The organism is Mycobacterium sp. IDUB_5 (assembly GCF_055419565.1).
In genome coordinates this window covers 44,977-61,266 of sequence record NZ_JBVAXX010000005.1, presented here as the reverse complement: position 1 = coordinate 61,266, position 16,290 = coordinate 44,977, and the positions used below count along the sequence as shown (strand labels likewise).

Below are 16,290 nucleotides of genomic sequence, written 5' to 3'. Positions count from 1 at the left end.
GAACAGGAAGGCAGCTTGCCCACGGCTGCTTCCTTTCAAACGCGCCGTCACTCCAACATTGCCCGCGGCGGCGGCACGCGGCGCTACAGTGCACCTCGTGCGCACGAAACTGTTAGCCAACGGCCGTGGCCGGTGGCTGGCGATCATCATGTCGCTCGTGGTGTCGGCCGGCATGTTCTACGCGCAGGACATGGAAAAGGCTGCCGCGCCGACCTCCGCGCCGCAACTCGAGAAACCAGCCGGATCGTCGGCGTCGCCCGCGGCTCCCCCGCCGGACAAGGCCGAACTCCTGGCCGCCAGCGCACCCATCGACGCGCGGGTCTTCGATCTGTCGCTGCCGCGCGGCGTCGCGCCTGAAGGCGGGTTGCAGGTCAAGACGATCTGGGCGGCCCGCGCGATCAGCGCGATGTTCCCGGAGATCACGACGATCGGCGGCTATCGGCAGGATCCGTTGAAGTGGCATCCCAACGGTCTGGCGATCGACGTGATGATCCCGAACTACCACTCCGACGAGGGCATTGCCCTGGGCAACCAGATCGCCGGCTATGCCCTCGCCAACGCGAAGCGCTGGGGTGTCCTCCACGTGATCTGGCGCCAGGCCCTCTATCCCGGCATCGGCGCGCCGAGTTGGACGGCCGACTACGGCAACGAGACGGCCAACCACTTCGACCACGTGCACATCGCCACCGACGGCGGCGGCTATCCCACCGGCAAAGAGTCCTACTTCATCGCCTCGATGCAGCGCTAAACGGCGATGCTCGGCGCCCTGCACCCCAGGAAGCTCGCCGAGGCCGGATCGTCACCGCACACCGCGAAGAGATCGGCCAGAGTCGTCGTCTCGTCGGGCTGAGGCTCGATCGCGGGCGGTGCCGGCGGCCACAGCGGGAAGATGCTCGCGCCCTCGACACCGGTGAGCTTCGCGACGATCTGCGCCGCGAGGTTCGTCGCGACGTAGATGAGGTCGCCGCCCAACTGGATCGGGATGATCGCGACCTTGGCCACGAGGCTGACCAGCGGGATGCCGAGGTCGACGAGACCCTGCAGACCGCCGGTGAGCTGGTTGGTCGCGCCGAACACGAAGTAGGGCACCGAGGTCACGATGGTGCGGAGGCTCAGTCTGGCCTCGGTGGCCCGGTCCGGATAGCCGTACTTGGCGATGATGTCGAGGAGGTCGGCGCGCAGCTCACCGGGGTCGGGCAGGACATTGCTGTCGTCCTGGTCGGTCAGGGATTCCCCGTCCGAGTCCGAGGAGGGCTGCCCCCCGAACAGGGTGAGCACCGTGGGGGTGACGTCGACGATCGAATACGTCAGGTTGATCGCGCCGGAGTCGAATCCTGCCCCGTTCGCGATCACGAATGTCGATGTCTCGGGCGGCGATTGGAACCCGTGGCCGATGCCCTTCTGCGGCTGGTGCCCGTGGTCGGTGACGACGATGATCGTCCACTCCTGGCCACTGGTCTGGATCGCCTCGAGGATCTCCCCGATGTTGCGGTCGACGTTGGTGACGGCTGCGGCGTACTCCGTCGAGTCGCCGCCGTGCATGTGGCCGTTCTCGTCGACCCCGACGAAGTAACTGAACACGAAGTTGGCGACATCCGGGTCGGCGTTGGCGATAGCAGCCTCGGTGGCGTCCCCGACCCGGTCGTCGGTCTTCGACCAGTCGGTGTCGCCGGCGACCTGGGTGAAATAGATGTTGTTGTCGACGTCGGCTGCCCCGCCGGTGCCCGCGATGCCGGCGATCACGTCCCAGTCGGAGATCGCGGTGGTCTCGATGCTGCTGTCGAACTGCTCGAGCTGGGTGAACAGCGTCGGCCATCGTGAGTAGGTCCAGGGCGTGAAGACGTTGTTGATCACGCCGGTCTTCTCGCCCCACGCCCCGGTCAGGATGGACGACCACGACGGATTGGAGATCGTCGTGTGCCCGACGATCGTCGATGCCGCGGTCGTCCCGCCCTGCATGAGGCTGAACAGGTTGGTGTTCTGCTCATTGGCGAGGATCTTGCTGAGGTTGGTCCCGTCGATGCCGATCACCAGCACGTTCGGAGTGTCGTCGGCGGCCAGGGCGCTCACCTGGGGCACGGCGGTGGTGCGCTGCGCCGTCCGCTCCTCACGCGTGGCGGCAGCGGACGTCAGCAACGTGGTCAGCGCGAGCGGCGCTGCCGGCGGCGCACCGGCCGGAGCATCGGCGCGCGACGACTCGCCATCTTTGGTGACCTTTACCGAGGTGCGCTCGGGACCATCGGTGTCGCGGTCGGCGGAACGAGCACGCCGGGCCTCCTGACGCTCGGCGCGACGAGTCGCGGCAGCCTCGCGCGCTTCTTGGCGGCGTTGCTGCGCAGCGGCCCGTCGCTCGTCGGCCCTGCCGGGCCCGGTCTGCGACGCTTCCGATGACGCATCTGATGACGAGGCAGGCGCCGCCACCGCGGTGTCGCTGCCGGTCTCGTCGGCGTACGCGACGCCGGGGGCGGCGGTGGCCACCGCCCAGCCGACGCCGAGCGTCACGGCGAGCGCGCCGACCCGTCCGATGGTGTGTGCCTGACCCATGAAATGTCCCTTCGCCGACCCCCGTGGCGTGTGTTACGGCAAAATTACGCCCCCGTCAGGCGATCGCGGCGGCAATTCGACCAGATCGTCGTCGTGTCGGCCCTAGAGTTGAGCCGGTGACGAGCTCGCTGCGCCGCGCCCTCCGGCTGGCCGGCATGCGACCGCTTCCCCATCTCTCGGCGGGTACACCAACGGCACTGCGCGGCAAGCGGATTCTGCTCACAGGCGCGTCGTCGGGGATCGGCGCGGTCGCGGCGGAGAAGTTGGCGGGCCACGGGGCCACGGTGCTCGTGGTCGCGCGCCGGGCGGACCTGCTCGCCGACGTCGTCGCCCGGATCACGGCGCGGGGCGGGCACGCAGTGGCGATGCCGACCAACCTCGCCGACCTCGATGCCGTCGACGCGTTGGCCGCGGAGGCGGGCCCGGTGGACATCCTGATCAACAACGCGGGCCGGTCCATCCGTCGGCCGCTGCTGGAGTCGTTGGAACGATGGCATGACGTCGAGCGCACGATCGCACTGAACTACTACGCGCCGCTGCGGTTGATCAGGGGCATCGCGCCGGGGATGGTATCGCGCGGCGACGGCCACATCATCAACATCTCGAGTTGGCGCGTGATGCCGGAGTCCTCGCCGCTGTTCGGCGTCTACAACGCGTCGAAGGCCGCGCTGAGCGCGGTCAGCCGGGTCATCGACAACGAGCTGGCCGACACGGGGGTTCGGTCGACGACCATCTACTACCCGCTGGTCGCCACGCCGATGATCGCCCCGACGCGGGCATACGACGGCTTGGCCGCGTTGAGCGCCGACGAGGCCGCGGAGTGGATGGTCGAGGCCGCGCGCCGGCGCCCGGTGCGCATCGCGCCCCGCAAGATGCTCCCGTTGCGAGCACTCGACCTCGTGTCGCCGCGCCTGCTCAACGGCGTCATGAAGCGCTCGACTCCGAACCTCGCGCCGTCAGTCGGTCGCGGTGCCGGCTGACCGGATCGGCTACCGCACCGAAAACCTCACTGCGGGAGCGCTTCTCACGACCGCAGCTTTCTTCTGTGTCGCACTGGTCGGCGCGCTGGCCAAGGTCGCGGGGCAGCACACCTCGACGGGAGTGCTGCTGTTGACGCAGAACGCGATCTGCCTGGCGGCGGTGGCCCCGGTGGCGCTGCGGCACGGCTGGGCGGCGATGCGGACCCGCAGGATCGGGTTGCATGTGCTGCGCGCCGCGGCAGGGACGGGGTGTTGGTACGCGCTGTTTTTCGCGATCACACAGATCCCGTTGGCGAACGCGACGCTGCTGACCTACAGCGCTCCGCTGTGGATGCCGCTGATCGCGTGGGCGGTGACCCGGCAGCGCGTGGCCGCGGCGACGTGGCTCGGTGCTGCGGTGGGCTTCGCCGGGGTGATGCTGGTGCTGCGACCGCAGGGCCACGGCCTGAGTGTCGGGGAACTGTCGGCGTTCGCCGGCGCGGTGCTCCTGGCGGTGGCGATGATGTCGGTGCGGTGGCTGGGCGCCACAGAACCGACACTGCGGATTCTCTTCTACTACTTCCTGCTGTCCACGGCGATGTCGGTGCCGGTCGCGGCCGCCGACTTCGCCCCGATCACCGCGGCGGCCTGGCCATGGCTGGTCGCCGTCGGCGTCGCACAGTTGTCATCGCAGGCGCTGATCATCGTCGCCTACCGGTACGCACCGGCCGAGAAGCTCGGGCCGTTCATCTACTCGGTGATCGTGTTCACCGCACTCATCGACTGGCTGGTGTGGCACCACAGCCCGGCGCTGTCGACCTACGCGGGGATGGCGCTGGTCATCGGCGGAGGCTTGCTGGCGGTGCGCGCGAAAACTGCTGCGCCTCAGCCTCTTCTGCCTCCGCCGCCGTCACCGTGAGGTCGGTGCGGCCGCTCGATGATGAACGTCAGCCCCCAGCCGCCGTCGTTGCAGTACCAGCATTGGTAGGGGTAGTAGGGCGCATTCGTGCCAGGCCCCTGACCGGTGTTGGCACCGCGCACATCGCCCTGGGAACAGACGATCGTGCCTGCAGCGCTGGTGCAGTCGGCCGTTGCCGGCGGCGGAGCGATCAGTCCGGTACCGATCAGGGCCGGCAGAATCGTGACGTACGTGAGCCGCATGTCGGCCTCCTGCGTACGGTCGCGAACTCGTCATCGCGGAACCGTACCCCTCGATGATAAGCCCGCAGGTGTCTCCGCCCCTAGCCCTTTCGGTGGACAGTTCGGCCACTTGTGCGCCGCGGACGCGACCGCCCGTTTAGAGTCAGCAGCGGCCGGGGTCGGGCGGGTCGCGAGGGGGCAGAGTTGAGTCAATGGCTGGTGACCCATGTGCCGCCATGGTTGTTGCTGATCCTGATCGTGGCCGCGACGGCGGGACTCGCCGTCGTCATCCAGACGCTGGTGCGGCGCCGCTTCCCCGGCGCTCGCGACGAAGAGCACAACGACGTGACGAAATTCGCGTTCGGTGTCGTCGGGTTCGTCTTCGCGTTCTTCATCGGATTCGTCGTCTCGGCCATGTGGGGGCAGATCAGTCACGCGGACTCGGTGGTGCGCACCGAAGGGGCGGCCGGCGCCCAGCTGGCGCGTGACTCCGGTGTGTTCGACGAGCCGGACCGCGGCCGGACACGTGAGAGCCTGCTCGCCTACGAGCGGGCCGCGCTGACAGAGTGGGACGAGTCCAACGCCGGACGCTTCTATCCCGAGGCTGACCAGGCACTGAACCGACTCTATGCGGCCTACGAGGGCGTGGCAGCCCGGACCGATGCGCAAAAAACTCTGCTGTCAACGTCTTTCGGCAACCTCAACGACATGAGCAAGGCCAGGACGGAGCGTGTGCTGCAGGCGCGCACCGATACCGGGCCACCCTGGTCGCTGTGGGCGGTCATCTTCGTCACCAGCGGCCTGCTGCTGGGGTGCGCGATCATCTACGGGGTCGAGAAACCGGCCAACCACTACGCGATGGTCGCCATCATCGGCACCCTCGTCGGGGCGCAGTTGTTCCTCGTGGTCGAACTGTCGCACCCCTACGTCGGGGCCGTGTCCACGGTGCCGGACCCGCTGCAGCAGGTCATCCAAATTCTGGAGGAGGCCCGGTAGCGCCCGATCCTCTCGGCTGTACACCCAGGTCGTCGGCGAGTGCGCGAACCCGTCGTGCGATGTCGTCTCGGATGAGCCGCATCCGCTCGACCCCGTCGATGCCGATCTCTGAAGGTTCGACGGTGTCCCAGGTCTCGAAGCGAGGGCCTGCAACTTCATCCACGCGCGCTTCGCGGCCGAGCGTGACGACGACATCCGCGTCGCGAATGATGCTGCCGTCGAGCGGCTTCGGCGTCTCAGTGCTGATGTCGATGCCCACTTCGGTCAGGGATCGAGCCGATACGGCGTTGACGCACTCGCCCGGTCGCGTTCCGGCGGAGTGGACGATGGCGGAATCGCCCACGAGTTGACGCATCAGGGCCGCAGCCATCTGTGACTTGCCGGCGTTCTTCACGCACACGAACACCACCGACGGAGTCCTCGCCTCCGTCACGCCGGTGTCGTCTCGGGTCGGGCCGCGGCGAAACGCCGGCGCAGTGCCAGTGACACGAAGACGAGACCGACGAGCACGGGAACCTCGATGAGCGGCCCGACCACACCGGCGAGGGCCTGCCCCGAGGTGGCACCGAAGGTCGCGATGGCGACCGCGATCGCAAGTTCGAAGTTGTTGCCAGCCGCGGTGAATGCCAGCGTGGTCGTGCGCTCGTACCCCAGCCCCAGTGCGGCGCCGATGAGATATCCACCGCCCCACATGATCGCGAAGTAGGCCAGCAGCGGCAGTGCGATGCGAACGACGTCGAGGGGCCGGCTGGTGATCTGATCGCCCTGCAACGCGAACAGGACGACGATCGTGAACAGCAGCCCGTACAGCGCCCAGGGTCCGACTCTGGGCAGGAAGATTCGCTCGTACCAGTCACGCCCCCTCGCCCGCTCCCCCAGTCGTCGCGAGAGATAGCCGGCCAGTAGTGGGATGCCGAGAAAGATGGCGACGGATTTGGCGATCTGCCACGGCGAGGTGTCGATGCTCGCCTGCGCCAAGCCGAGCCAGCCGGGCAGGACCGAGAGATAGAACCATCCCAGTGCGGCGAACATGAGGACCTGGAAGACGGAGTTCACGGCCACCAGGACGGCGGCTGCTTCCCGGTCCCCGCAGGCGAGGTCGTTCCAGATGATCACCATCGCGATACACCGAGCCAGACCCACGATGATGAGACCGGTGCGGTATTCCGGGAGGTCGGGCAGCAGCAGCCAGGCCAGCGTGAACATCAGCGCGGGCCCGATAACCCAGTTCAGCACAAGAGAACTGACGAGCAGCCGGTGGTCGCCGGTCACGGTGTCGAGTCGGTCGTAGCGCACCTTGGCGAGCACCGGATACATCATGATCAGGAGCCCGATGGCGATCGGCAGCGAGATGCCGTCGACCGCAATGCCGTTGAGGGCCCCGTCCAGTCCGGGCACCAGGCGGCCGAGCAGGAGCCCGGAGGCCATGGCGATGCCGATCCACAGCGGCAGGAACCTGTCGAGAAACGAGAGCTTGTCGACGACGCCGGCTTCGGCCATCATGAGCGGGCCATCAGCAGCGAGCGCCGAAGGTGTCCGAGTCCGCGAGCACGGTGTAAACCTCCCAGCGTTCCCCGGCGGGACCGCTCACCCACACCTTGTCCTGGGTGGCGAAGCAACAGGTCGTGTTGATCTCTTCCTCGGTGAACAGTCCCTCGCCAGCGAGGCGGGCGATCTCGCTGTGCACGGTGTCGCTCGAATCCACTTCGATGCCAAGGTGATTGATCGTGCCGCCGTGGCCGGAGTTCTCGAGCAGCACGAGCTTCACCGGCGGATCGGCGACGGCGAAGTTGGCGTAACCCGGTTTGACCTTGGTCGGGGCTGTGTTGAAGAGCGCGGAGTAGAACGCGATGGCCTCGTCGAGGTCGTCGACGTTGAGTGCGAGCTGGATGCGGGACATCGAGGACATACCTGCCTCCCTACCTGTACGACGTATGTCGAAGTGTTGACGACGGCCACAATGCCACCTTTGTGATGAATGTCAAGATGGTGGCACTATGGGTGTGTGCCGAAGAGTTTGCCCACCATCGACATGTCCGGCCCGGTGTGTTGCGCGCCGGTGGCCTCGGGCCCGATGAGTGACGCCGATGCGCTTCAGGTGGCGCTGCGCCTGAAAGCCCTGGCAGATCCCGCTCGGGTGAAGATCATGTCGATGCTGTTCAGCTCGTCGACCGGTGAGGAGAACAGCGGCGCGCTGGCGGCTGCACTGGGGTTGACCGAGTCGACCGTCAGTCACCATCTCTCACAACTGCGGCGCGCCGGCTTCGTGGCGTCGGATCGCCGTGGGATGAACGTCTTCCATCGTGTCGCGCCCGACGCACTCGGCGCTCTGTGCGCGGTGCTGGACCCGAACTGCTGCCGCTAGCCGCTACCGCGCACTCACCCGAAAAGCCAACGCACCTCGGTGGTTTCCGATCGCCAGTCGCGGTATTCGAAGAGCAGGTTGATCAGGATGGTCAACAACGCCACGACCAGAGCAGACGAAATCCGATCGCCGTGGCCGCGGATCACATCGGGCCAACTCAGCGCGATCGGGTGAAGGTGGGCCAGCCACAGCGACGTCAGGAACGTCGTCGCCAGTAGCCCCGCAAGCACGCAGATCAGCGCGAACTCGCGAGGCCGCTCTGTACGCACGTACTTCGGGAAGCGCAGCCTGTGCGAGGTGATGATCTCACCCTTGGCCACGGCGACACCGCCGTGGCGTTGGCGGATCTCGATCTCCTTCTCCAGACCGAGATCGTCGTTGCCGGTCGCCCGTTTGAGCGCGTCGGGCAGGTGGCGGGCCAGTGTGTCGACGGCATCCTTGATCGCGGACACGTCGTCACCGTCATGAACCACTCGGATCATGACCGCGCCATGGCGCTCCAGGCTGACCAATCCCTCTACGGTCAGTCCGACCTGGATGTAGATCAGCCCGGCCTGCTGCAACTGGATACGCAAGCTTTCGGGGAATTCCTGCACCAGCGCTTCCACACGGGCCGTCATCCACGGCTCTGTCGGGTCAGCCGCGGGCAGCCAGGTGGTCGGCGCCAGCGCTGCCCGAAGCTCGTCCACGTCCAACGCCGGAGAGATCGGCAAAGTCAACACCGCACGCATCAGACACTCCCGGCTCATGCAGACACTTCAGAGACCGCATGACATTACGAAACTTCGGTCCGACACGCGACAGATCAAGATCACAGATGCTCAGGAGTGTGTCGCCTCCACCCCGGACAAGTGGCCACCGCGACTGTCCGGGGTGCTGGCTCCCCGCATCCGCTGGGCTGCCAGGCGCAGCCGACGCGCCGACAACTGCGCGTCCCACACCCGTTCCCCGGTGGCGGCCGCGATGGACTCGGCGTGGTTGACACAGGCCAGCGCTTCGGCCGGGCCGCGGTGCACCTCCGTCGCATCGGCGAGCAGCCCGTAGTACAGGGGCGAGAAGATCCGGCGGCCACCCTGCTCATGGAGGTTCAGCGCCGAATGCATGTCGTCGACGGTGTCCACCCGGTCAGGCCCCACCGCGCAGGCCCAGCCGTGGATGAGACGCGCGCCCCCGACGAACTGCTCGATACCGAGCTCGACCAGGAGGCTCACCACGGCGGCGGCGTGCTGCGCCACGCCCGCCGGCTCCCCCACCATCGCGCTGAGCTGGACGGCCGAGGTCCGCAGCACCGCGACGCCGAATGCGTCGCCGCGCTCGTTCCCCTGTGCCAGCCCCTCGGTCAGGGCGGCGTGAGCGTTGTCGAGCTCTCCACGCAACGCGTGCGCGTGCGCTGCGACGGCGTAGGCGAGGATCTCGAACGAGGCGAGTGCCCCGTACGTCTGCCAATCCACCGAGGGGACCTCGACTCGCAGGTCCTGTACCGAGGCGAGCGCGAGATCCAGTGAGCCGCGCATGAACTGGGTCAGCGCGCGCATGTAGTAGCCGGCGGCGCCCGATATCGGGTCGGAGGTCACGCGGAAGAAATCGACGAGGCCGTCCGAGAGGCTCGCGGCGTCGTGGTAACGCGCCATCCCGCACGCCTCCAGACACCCCATGGCCACGGCCGTGGTCGCTTCGACGGAGTCGTGCTGCGGTCGCGACGAGTCGCGCAGATCCGCGAGCACACGCGCCGAACTCTGTCCGGTGACAACGGCTTCCACCGATGCCAGTTGCAGCCGTAGGTCCACTTCGCGATCGAAGCGACCACTGTCGGCGGGCAATCGTGCGCAGGCTTCGAGCGCCCGACGATCCAGTTCGGCGACTTCGCGATAGGAGCTGCGCGCCCATGCATCGGTGCGTGCCCGGTCGATCAGCAGCAGCGTGGTGTCCGCGTCGAGGGCCAACCCGGCGTTCCACGCGTGCTGGGCACCGTCGATCGCATCCTGGGACACCGCCGGACCGTCGTCGTCGGCATAGGTGCGGGCAAGGGCGGCGTGCAGCGCGGCGCGGTCGAGTCCCGTCGTCTCCGCAGCGACGGCATCCCGCACGAGTCCGTGCCCGAAGCTGAAGGCGTTGTGGCGCTGGACAGTCGCGACGATCAGTCCGGCGTCGGTGGCCGGCGCGAGGGTCTCGGCCGTCTCGGCGATCAACAATCCGGCCACCTCGGCGAGCCGGGACACCGGGAATTCGGCGCCCGCGACGGCCGCGAGGCGCAACAGGGTTCGGGTGGCTTCGGGCAGATTCGCCATGCGTCGCCGGATGACCCCGCTCACCGCCTCCGGTACGTCGGCGTCATTGCCGAGTGGTGCCTGCAGCTCTGCGGCCCGCCCCTGGTCGACGAGCAAACGCACCAATTCAGTGACGTAGAAGGGGTTTCCGCCGGTGCGATGGTGCATACCGGCGACGAATTCGGGGCACGGCCGTGCGCCGGCGATGTCGGCGATCAAGCCGCCGACGGCGTCGGCATCGATACCCGTGAGCCTCAGGACGTCGACATCGGTGCGGTCGGCGAACCGGTCGAATTCCCGCGCCGTTTCGACCCCGTCGGCGCCGCCGTCCTGCCACGTGGCGACCACCAGCAGCGGCATGCAACGGGCCGCCGACGTGAGATGTTCGAGCACCCGGCGGGTGAAGCGGTCCGCACGTTGCAGATCGTCGAGCACGACGACGGCGGGACGAAGCGCCACCAGGTCGCCGAGAGCGATGACCGTCGCCTCGATCGCGGCGAATTCCCGCTCTCGCTCGTCATCGGTCACACCGTCGACGGTGGCACTCCACCACTGCGGCAGCGGGGTGTGAAAGTGGTTGCCGCGCAGACGTATATGCCCGGCGATACCGCGAACCGCGTGCGCCCACGCCCATGACGGAGGGCGGTGCAGATCGGCCGCGTGCCCGGCCCACGCCGTCGCCATCCCCGACTCTCGACCAGTCTCGACCACCCGTTGCGCCAACATGGTCTTGCCCATCCCGCTGTCTCCACGGATCACGATCACGCCACCTCGTCCGCCCGCGGCGGCCGAGAGCATCGCATGCAGGCGTTGGATCTCGCCTCCGCGACCGTGCATATCGGTGGGTCTGTGCGCCACCACCTCGTCTCGTGCGGCGACGGTGGCCGGCGGACGCCAGTCCAGGATCGTGGCTTCCGTGCGGATCTCGGTGGCGAGACGTTCCAGTTCCACACCGGGGGCGACGCCGATTTCCTCGTGCAGGACCACCCGCGCGCGGTCGTACGCCCGGAGGGCATCGGTGCGGCGGCCACTACGGTGCAACGCCACCATCAAGCAGCCCCACAGTGCCTCGCGCAGCGGATTGGCGGCGACCTCCGATTCGATGCCGTCGACCAGCGAGGCGGACTCCCCCAATTGCAGAGCCGCATCGAAGTACGCTTCGAGCCCGTCGACCCGCAGCGCCTCGAGTCGGTGCACCTCCGGCATGACGAACTCCAGGTGACCGAACTCGCCGAAGGGCTCCCCACGCCACAGCGCCAGGCCCTCGGACAGATCCGCCCGGGCCGCCCCGGCCTGGCCTGCCTGCAGAAGTCGGCGGCCTCGGTGCATCAGCTGGGCGAACTCTCGCGCGTCGACGATGTCGCACTCGGTGTTCAGGACGTATCCGTGCGCGTTCCTGTGCAGCGTGTCCTCACCGACGATGCGCCGGAGGTTGGTCAGATACGAGCGCAGGGAGGCCAGCGGCTTGGGCGGTGGTTCGGCACCCCAGACCTGGTCGATCAGTGCGTCGGCGGTCACGGGGCGGCCGTCGGCGATCAGTAGGGCCGCCAGAACGGTCCGCTGCCGCAACCCGCCCAGTGGGACGGCTCGTCCGTTGTCGAGTATCGACAACGGACCGAGCATCCGGTACTCCACGGCATTGACCGCCTTCGCGTGGTTGTTTGCCGGATATTCTTACGTCTGGCGTCACATTTGGCCACGCATACGGCTCAAATCCATGCATCCCGGTCACAGCAAGCGAGCTCCAACCGAGTTCCAACAGCCCGGTTCTAGCGTGCTCGATGGACACGTCCTCGCCGAAGACCGCAGGAGAGACGCCATGGCCGTCACACAGGAAACCGGGTTGAGCAGCTCGACGGATACATCGTCACCGGCACGGTGTTCCACCGGCTTCCCGGTAGCGGCATCGCGCCCGGCGACAGCCCGCGCGAGTTCGCCAGCGGCGAGCTGACACGGCACGCGACGGACAGCGCCGACGGTGCACCCGACCGCTCCGTTCGTCATCGCCACGGCAGCGGGTTGCGCGTTCTACCGCACCCTGGCCGACGTCGCCGGGGCGTGGGCCGATGAGGCTCAGGCGTTCGATGCACAGGGCCGGCGCCTGTCGATGGCCCGCGGCCGGCTGATCGTGACGTCGGTGGAGCCGCGGGAGTTGGCCCGCATACTCCGACGACATCTGCGTCAGGTCGAGGAACACCGCGGCTGCACGGACTCGTGGCCGCTGTGGCTACTCGTCCACGCGGCGATCGACTACGCCGGCTATGCCTGAGTGCTCAGACCGTGTAGTCGAGGCAGGCCGGTGCCCCGTCGACCACGCCTGTGCGGAAGGCGCGGGTGCGGTCGAACCCGGATCCCTGACGCTCCACGTCACCGGAGCCGCGGAACAGCAGGAGGGCCTTAATGCCCTCGTCGAGGTCACCCGGCGAGATGTGATAGCTGCTGGTGGCCGAGCGGTTGTAGAGGATCACACTCGCGGTGTAGGCACCGGCGAGGCAGTCACCGCGTGCCGTCGAGGTCTTCTCGTCGGATTCGTCGCCCAGCCTCGACAACGCGGCCAGTCCGAACTGGGTGGCCAGCAGCGTCGCGACCGCGTAGTCCCCACCGCGGTTGTAGATCTCGGGCATCGCGTCCACGTTGTCCCATCCCACGTAGTCTTCGGGTACGCAGTAGAACAACACGTAGCCGAAGGTGGACTGCCCGCCGCAGTCCGGAGCATCCGAGGGCCCGAACGGCGCAATACCTTTCAGCGGTGTCCACGGCGTCCCGTCGGTCAGCTCGGGATAGACCTGCGTCCAGTAGTCCTCGAGGTCGTACGGGACCCCGTTGATGATCGAGTCGTAGGGCGCATTGCCCTCGTTGGCGGCATCCTCGGCATCGTTGAAGGGCAACTCCAACACGCCGGGCTGGCCGTCGCGGTAGCCCTTGCATTGGGAGGCGCCGCTGTCGTATCCGTCCTGGAAAGCGCTCACCCGGTCGAAGCCGCTGCCGTGGGCAGAGTCGTCCGTGGCTTCGGTGCCGGGGGTGTCGCGCAGATCCAGGATCCCGGCAAGGGCCGTGTCCAGCGCGTTGCTGTCGACCTCGAAGACTTTCTCGTCCTGGGCGTGGCGGGCCCAGGCCCCCGCGAAGCAGTCCGCCTGCAGCTCGGAGCTCACGGTGAGGGTGTTCTGGTCGAAGAACCCCGAGCGTTGCTGTACGGCGTGCCCGAATTCGTGGGCCAACACGATGGGGATGACGAAATCGCCGTATTTCTCCTGGAGTTCGGGCAGCAATCCGGAAGCGTCCCACGCCACCGAGTCGTCGATCTTGCAGAAGAACGCGTTGCCGGCGACGTCGCTGTACCCGGAGGCACAGGCAGGCCCGGCCTGCGAGTCGGGTGTCAATGCCCAGAGCTTGCCCGAGATCGGCGGGAAGTCCTTGCCGTAGAGCTCCGGATACTCAGTGGTCCAGTACTTTTCGAGGTCACCGATCGCCTCGACGGCCAGCTTGTTGACGGGCGTGCCCGCGTCGCCCTCGATCGTCACCTCGGGGGCAGGCGGGCTGGCCTGTGACGAGCTGGACTCCGTGGTCTTCGCGGGACCGCCACAGGCAACCAGCACCGACGCCACGCTGATGAGGACAGCAGTCTTGATCATGGCCGGGACCGTAACGGGCGGTGTTGGAATTCGATTGGACCGCTGCGCGACGGTCGGCCAACCGCTGCGGACCGTTCCAACAAAGTTCCAATCGCCTGCCTCTAATTTGCTGACGGCCACTGTGGCCGCAGCAGAACGTGCATCGGCGAAATTGACGAGGAGTGGACTATGAGAGCTTCGACACTGACGGGCGTGGCGGCGACGGCCACGGCTCTTGCCATCGTCCTCAGCGGATGCGGCTCGGATTCGAAGCCGGCAGCGTCGTCGAGCAGTTCGAGCAGCGCCACCAGTGCCGCATCGAGCAGCTCACCGACGAGCAAGAAGGCGGCGCCGACGGTGCCGCCCACCACGCAGGCCGAGGCTGCGGGTCCCAATCCGACCATCGCGGACTACATCGCGCAGAACAACATCCAGGAGGCCGGGATCAAGATGGGCGATCCGAGCGCCCCCCCGGTCAACCTCCCTGTGCCCGACGGCTGGGAGGTCGTGCCGCCCGAGCAGACGCCCGATTACGCCTATGGAGCGATCGTCTACAACGGCCCCGAGTTCGTCGAAGATCAGCCCAACATCATCGCGCTGATGTCCAAACTGACCGGTGACGTCGACCCTCAGCAGATCATCTCGCTGGCACCGGGCGAGCTCAACAACCTCCCCGACTACCAGCCGGGGAACCCCGGTTCGGAGAGCACCCTCGGGGACTATCCGGCCTACGTGCTCGGCGGTAGCTACACCCGAGATGGCCAGACGCGCGTCATCGCTCAGAAGACGGTGGTGATCCCGGCGTCCGACGGACTCTACGTCCTGCAACTCAACGTCGACGGCCCACAGGCGGCCGGCGACGTGATCAGCGCGGCCACCGACAAGATCGACAGCGACACCACGATCGGCTGACGGCGCGTCGCCCCTCCAGCGGGAGGGGCACATCTTGACCACAACGCCTGCGAACAACTACCTTCCCAGTTAATCGAGATTAAAAACGTGCACGCACTCACTGCGCGCGCGTCGGGAAAGTAGGGAATCGTGAATCCTCGTGTGCTGACGCTGTGTGCACTCGGTGGGCCGGCGGCTGTCGTGGTGACCCTCGCGGGTTGGCTGATCGCCGGGATGCTGCCCCTACCGCTGGGCCCGGGTGCACCGATGTCCGAGGTGCGTGCCTTCTACCTCGAGCACCCCACCCTGACCGGTGCAGGCTTCGTCCTCGCGTCCCTGGGCATCGTCTTGTAGCACCACTGGTCGCCACGATCAGCATGCATCTTCTGCGAATCGAGGGGCGGCGCCCAGTGCTGGCGTTGACCCAGCTGGCCACCGGGACCGCCACACTTCTGCTCAACCTGTTGCCGATGTTGTTGTGGGCCATGGCCACGTTCCGCACCGACCGCTCCGATGACACGGTGCTGCTCCTGCACGACATGGGCTGGCTCATCCTGTTTCCGGCCATCATGCTGTTCTGCCTGCAGAACGCGTCCATCGGCATCGCCGTGCTGAGTGGCCAGACGGTGTTCCCGCGCTGGGTCGGCTACGTCAACTTCTTCGTCGCCGTGTCGTTCATCCCCGACATCTTCGCGTTCTTCTTCCACAGTGGTCCGTTCGCATGGAACGGGGTGTTGGTGTTCTGGTTGGCGCTGACCACCTACTGCATCTTCCTGTTCACGATGTCGTGGGCGTGCCTGCAGGCGAACAAGACAGCCACAGAGAACGCAGCCGAGGTCCCCGCTCTCGCCTGAGTGTCGAAGTCTGTTGTCCAACAGGGTAATTGGAGCCAGGTCGCGAGAGGGCTGACCGCTATGCCGACCTGCTGGTCTGTTGCGCTCCCCCATGCTCAGCGCCGAAGGCGTCGTAGGCAGCGGCGATCGCATCCGCTTCGGCGTCCGGGTGGTCGTAGGCGATGGCGTTGACCGCGGCGATGGTGGCCGGGCCCAGCCCGCAATCGCGCGCCGCCGCCCGTCCATGGGTGAGGGCGCTGTTCAGCAGGACCTGGAAGTTGACGCGCAACTCGTCGTTGGTCGGCAAAGGGGTAGCCATTGACGCCAGCGTAGAGGGCCACATCCGACGAGGCGGCGCTGGACGGCGGAGTTTTCGCAGAGTTCATCCAGCCGCAACGACGGCTCGTCATTCGCTGCGCGCGGCGTGAATCACCTGACACAGAAGACCGAAGTGATCGGACGGGAAGACTCGCGGCAGCGTGCGGGAGATGGGCTCGGTCCCCAGGAGTTGGGCATGCGCCGGAACCCACCGGTCACCTTTGACCAGGATGCGGTCGAATCGCTCCTTCCTGCGCTTGTTCTTGCTGCGCCGTCGCAAGCGGGACAGGAAGGCGCGCATCGCGCCATGGTGTCAGACTGGTCGAGCATCGTTCGACCGCCCACACTGGGCCGTCATCTCCTGAT

At 67.2% G+C, this 16,290-nt stretch carries 17 protein-coding genes and 1 pseudogene; 9 read left to right on the top strand and 9 right to left on the bottom strand.

Features of this window, described 5'->3' with window-relative positions; all coding sequences use genetic code 11:
- Positions 1 to 148 precede the first annotated feature (148 nt).
- A complete protein-coding gene (locus ACZY1G_RS16975) occupies positions 149 to 748 on the top strand; it encodes a glycoside hydrolase (protein WP_463816494.1) in 600 nt (199 codons plus the stop codon).
- Here ACZY1G_RS16975 and ACZY1G_RS16970 read toward each other — a convergent pair.
- Positions 745 to 2,544, bottom strand: coding sequence for an alkaline phosphatase family protein (locus ACZY1G_RS16970; RefSeq protein WP_463823053.1), 1,800 nt, complete (start codon positions 2,542 to 2,544; stop codon positions 745 to 747). The two genes, ACZY1G_RS16975 and ACZY1G_RS16970, sit on opposite strands and share 4 nt — an antisense overlap.
- A 116-nt stretch (positions 2,545 to 2,660) precedes the next feature.
- Here ACZY1G_RS16970 and ACZY1G_RS16965 point away from each other — a divergent pair, with 116 nt between their 5' ends.
- Together ACZY1G_RS16965 and ACZY1G_RS16960 are read left to right on the top strand one after the other, a co-directional pair.
- Positions 2,661 to 3,524 carry an SDR family oxidoreductase gene (locus ACZY1G_RS16965; protein WP_463815966.1) on the top strand — a complete coding sequence of 288 codons (864 nt, stop codon included), beginning with the start codon at positions 2,661 to 2,663 and terminating at the stop codon, positions 3,522 to 3,524.
- Positions 3,514 to 4,422 carry a DMT family transporter gene (locus ACZY1G_RS16960; RefSeq protein WP_463815965.1) on the top strand — a complete coding sequence of 303 codons (909 nt, stop codon included), beginning with the start codon at positions 3,514 to 3,516 and terminating at the stop codon, positions 4,420 to 4,422. The genes ACZY1G_RS16965 and ACZY1G_RS16960 overlap by 11 nt, the downstream gene beginning before the upstream one ends.
- Here the strand turns inward: ACZY1G_RS16960 and ACZY1G_RS16955 are convergent.
- A complete protein-coding gene (locus ACZY1G_RS16955; RefSeq protein WP_463815964.1) occupies positions 4,389 to 4,664 on the bottom strand; it encodes a hypothetical protein in 276 nt (91 codons plus the stop codon). The two genes, ACZY1G_RS16960 and ACZY1G_RS16955, sit on opposite strands and share 34 nt — an antisense overlap.
- A 183-nt stretch (positions 4,665 to 4,847) precedes the next feature.
- On the opposite strand from ACZY1G_RS16955, the gene ACZY1G_RS16950 reads away from it, so the two are divergent.
- Positions 4,848 to 5,639 carry a bestrophin-like domain gene (locus ACZY1G_RS16950; RefSeq protein ID WP_463823052.1) on the top strand — a complete coding sequence of 264 codons (792 nt, stop codon included), beginning with the start codon at positions 4,848 to 4,850 and terminating at the stop codon, positions 5,637 to 5,639.
- 174 nt (positions 5,640 to 5,813) lie between these two features.
- Here ACZY1G_RS16950 and arsB read toward each other — a convergent pair.
- Together arsB and ACZY1G_RS16940 are read right to left on the bottom strand one after the other, a co-directional pair.
- Positions 5,814 to 7,142, bottom strand: a pseudogene (gene arsB / locus ACZY1G_RS16945) (ACR3 family arsenite efflux transporter); the annotation flags it as partial.
- A 10-nt stretch (positions 7,143 to 7,152) separates the two neighbouring features.
- Complete coding sequence (locus ACZY1G_RS16940; RefSeq protein ID WP_463816493.1) at positions 7,153 to 7,539, bottom strand: ArsI/CadI family heavy metal resistance metalloenzyme; 387 nt, start codon at positions 7,537 to 7,539, stop codon at positions 7,153 to 7,155.
- A gap of 105 nt (positions 7,540 to 7,644) precedes the next feature.
- On the opposite strand from ACZY1G_RS16940, the gene ACZY1G_RS16935 reads away from it, so the two are divergent.
- Entirely contained in the window at positions 7,645 to 8,004 is a 360-nt protein-coding gene (locus tag ACZY1G_RS16935; protein WP_463815962.1) for an Rv2640c family ArsR-like transcriptional regulator, read from the top strand.
- A gap of 14 nt (positions 8,005 to 8,018) precedes the next feature.
- Here the strand turns inward: ACZY1G_RS16935 and ACZY1G_RS16930 are convergent, their stop codons facing one another.
- Both ACZY1G_RS16930 and ACZY1G_RS16925 read right to left on the bottom strand, forming a co-directional pair.
- On the bottom strand, positions 8,019 to 8,753 hold the full coding sequence (locus tag ACZY1G_RS16930) for a hypothetical protein (protein ID WP_463823051.1): 735 nt from the start codon (positions 8,751 to 8,753) through the stop codon (positions 8,019 to 8,021).
- A 72-nt stretch (positions 8,754 to 8,825) separates the two neighbouring features.
- A complete protein-coding gene (locus ACZY1G_RS16925) occupies positions 8,826 to 11,894 on the bottom strand; it encodes a BTAD domain-containing putative transcriptional regulator (protein ID WP_463823050.1) in 3,069 nt (1,022 codons plus the stop codon).
- A 355-nt stretch (positions 11,895 to 12,249) separates the two neighbouring features.
- On the opposite strand from ACZY1G_RS16925, the gene ACZY1G_RS16920 reads away from it, so the two are divergent.
- A complete protein-coding gene (locus tag ACZY1G_RS16920; RefSeq protein WP_463815959.1) occupies positions 12,250 to 12,540 on the top strand; it encodes a hypothetical protein in 291 nt (96 codons plus the stop codon).
- 4 nt (positions 12,541 to 12,544) lie between these two features.
- Here ACZY1G_RS16920 and ACZY1G_RS16915 read toward each other — a convergent pair whose 3' ends face one another.
- Positions 12,545 to 13,903, bottom strand: coding sequence for a neutral zinc metallopeptidase (locus ACZY1G_RS16915; protein ID WP_463823049.1), 1,359 nt, complete (start codon positions 13,901 to 13,903; stop codon positions 12,545 to 12,547).
- Positions 13,904 to 14,071: 168 nt separating this feature from the next.
- On the opposite strand from ACZY1G_RS16915, the gene lpqN reads away from it, so the two are divergent.
- The 3 genes from lpqN (at position 14,072) to ACZY1G_RS16900 (ending at position 15,627) form a co-directional block, all read left to right on the top strand.
- A complete protein-coding gene (lpqN, locus tag ACZY1G_RS16910) occupies positions 14,072 to 14,794 on the top strand; it encodes an envelope biogenesis lipoprotein LpqN (protein ID WP_463823048.1) in 723 nt (240 codons plus the stop codon).
- A 129-nt stretch (positions 14,795 to 14,923) separates the two neighbouring features.
- A complete protein-coding gene (locus ACZY1G_RS16905; protein WP_463823047.1) occupies positions 14,924 to 15,127 on the top strand; it encodes a hypothetical protein in 204 nt (67 codons plus the stop codon).
- Between the two features lie 23 nt (positions 15,128 to 15,150).
- Entirely contained in the window at positions 15,151 to 15,627 is a 477-nt protein-coding gene (locus ACZY1G_RS16900; protein WP_463823046.1) for a hypothetical protein, read from the top strand.
- A 58-nt stretch (positions 15,628 to 15,685) separates the two neighbouring features.
- Here ACZY1G_RS16900 and ACZY1G_RS16895 read toward each other — a convergent pair whose 3' ends face one another.
- Both ACZY1G_RS16895 and ACZY1G_RS16890 read right to left on the bottom strand, forming a co-directional pair.
- Positions 15,686 to 15,925, bottom strand: a complete 240-nt coding sequence (locus ACZY1G_RS16895; RefSeq protein ID WP_463815955.1) for a hypothetical protein — start codon at positions 15,923 to 15,925, stop codon at positions 15,686 to 15,688.
- Positions 15,926 to 16,012: 87 nt separating this feature from the next.
- Positions 16,013 to 16,225 (bottom strand): hypothetical protein, encoded by a 213-nt coding sequence (locus ACZY1G_RS16890; RefSeq protein ID WP_463815954.1) that lies wholly within the window; start codon positions 16,223 to 16,225, stop codon positions 16,013 to 16,015.
- Between the last annotated feature and the right edge of the window lie 65 nt (positions 16,226 to 16,290).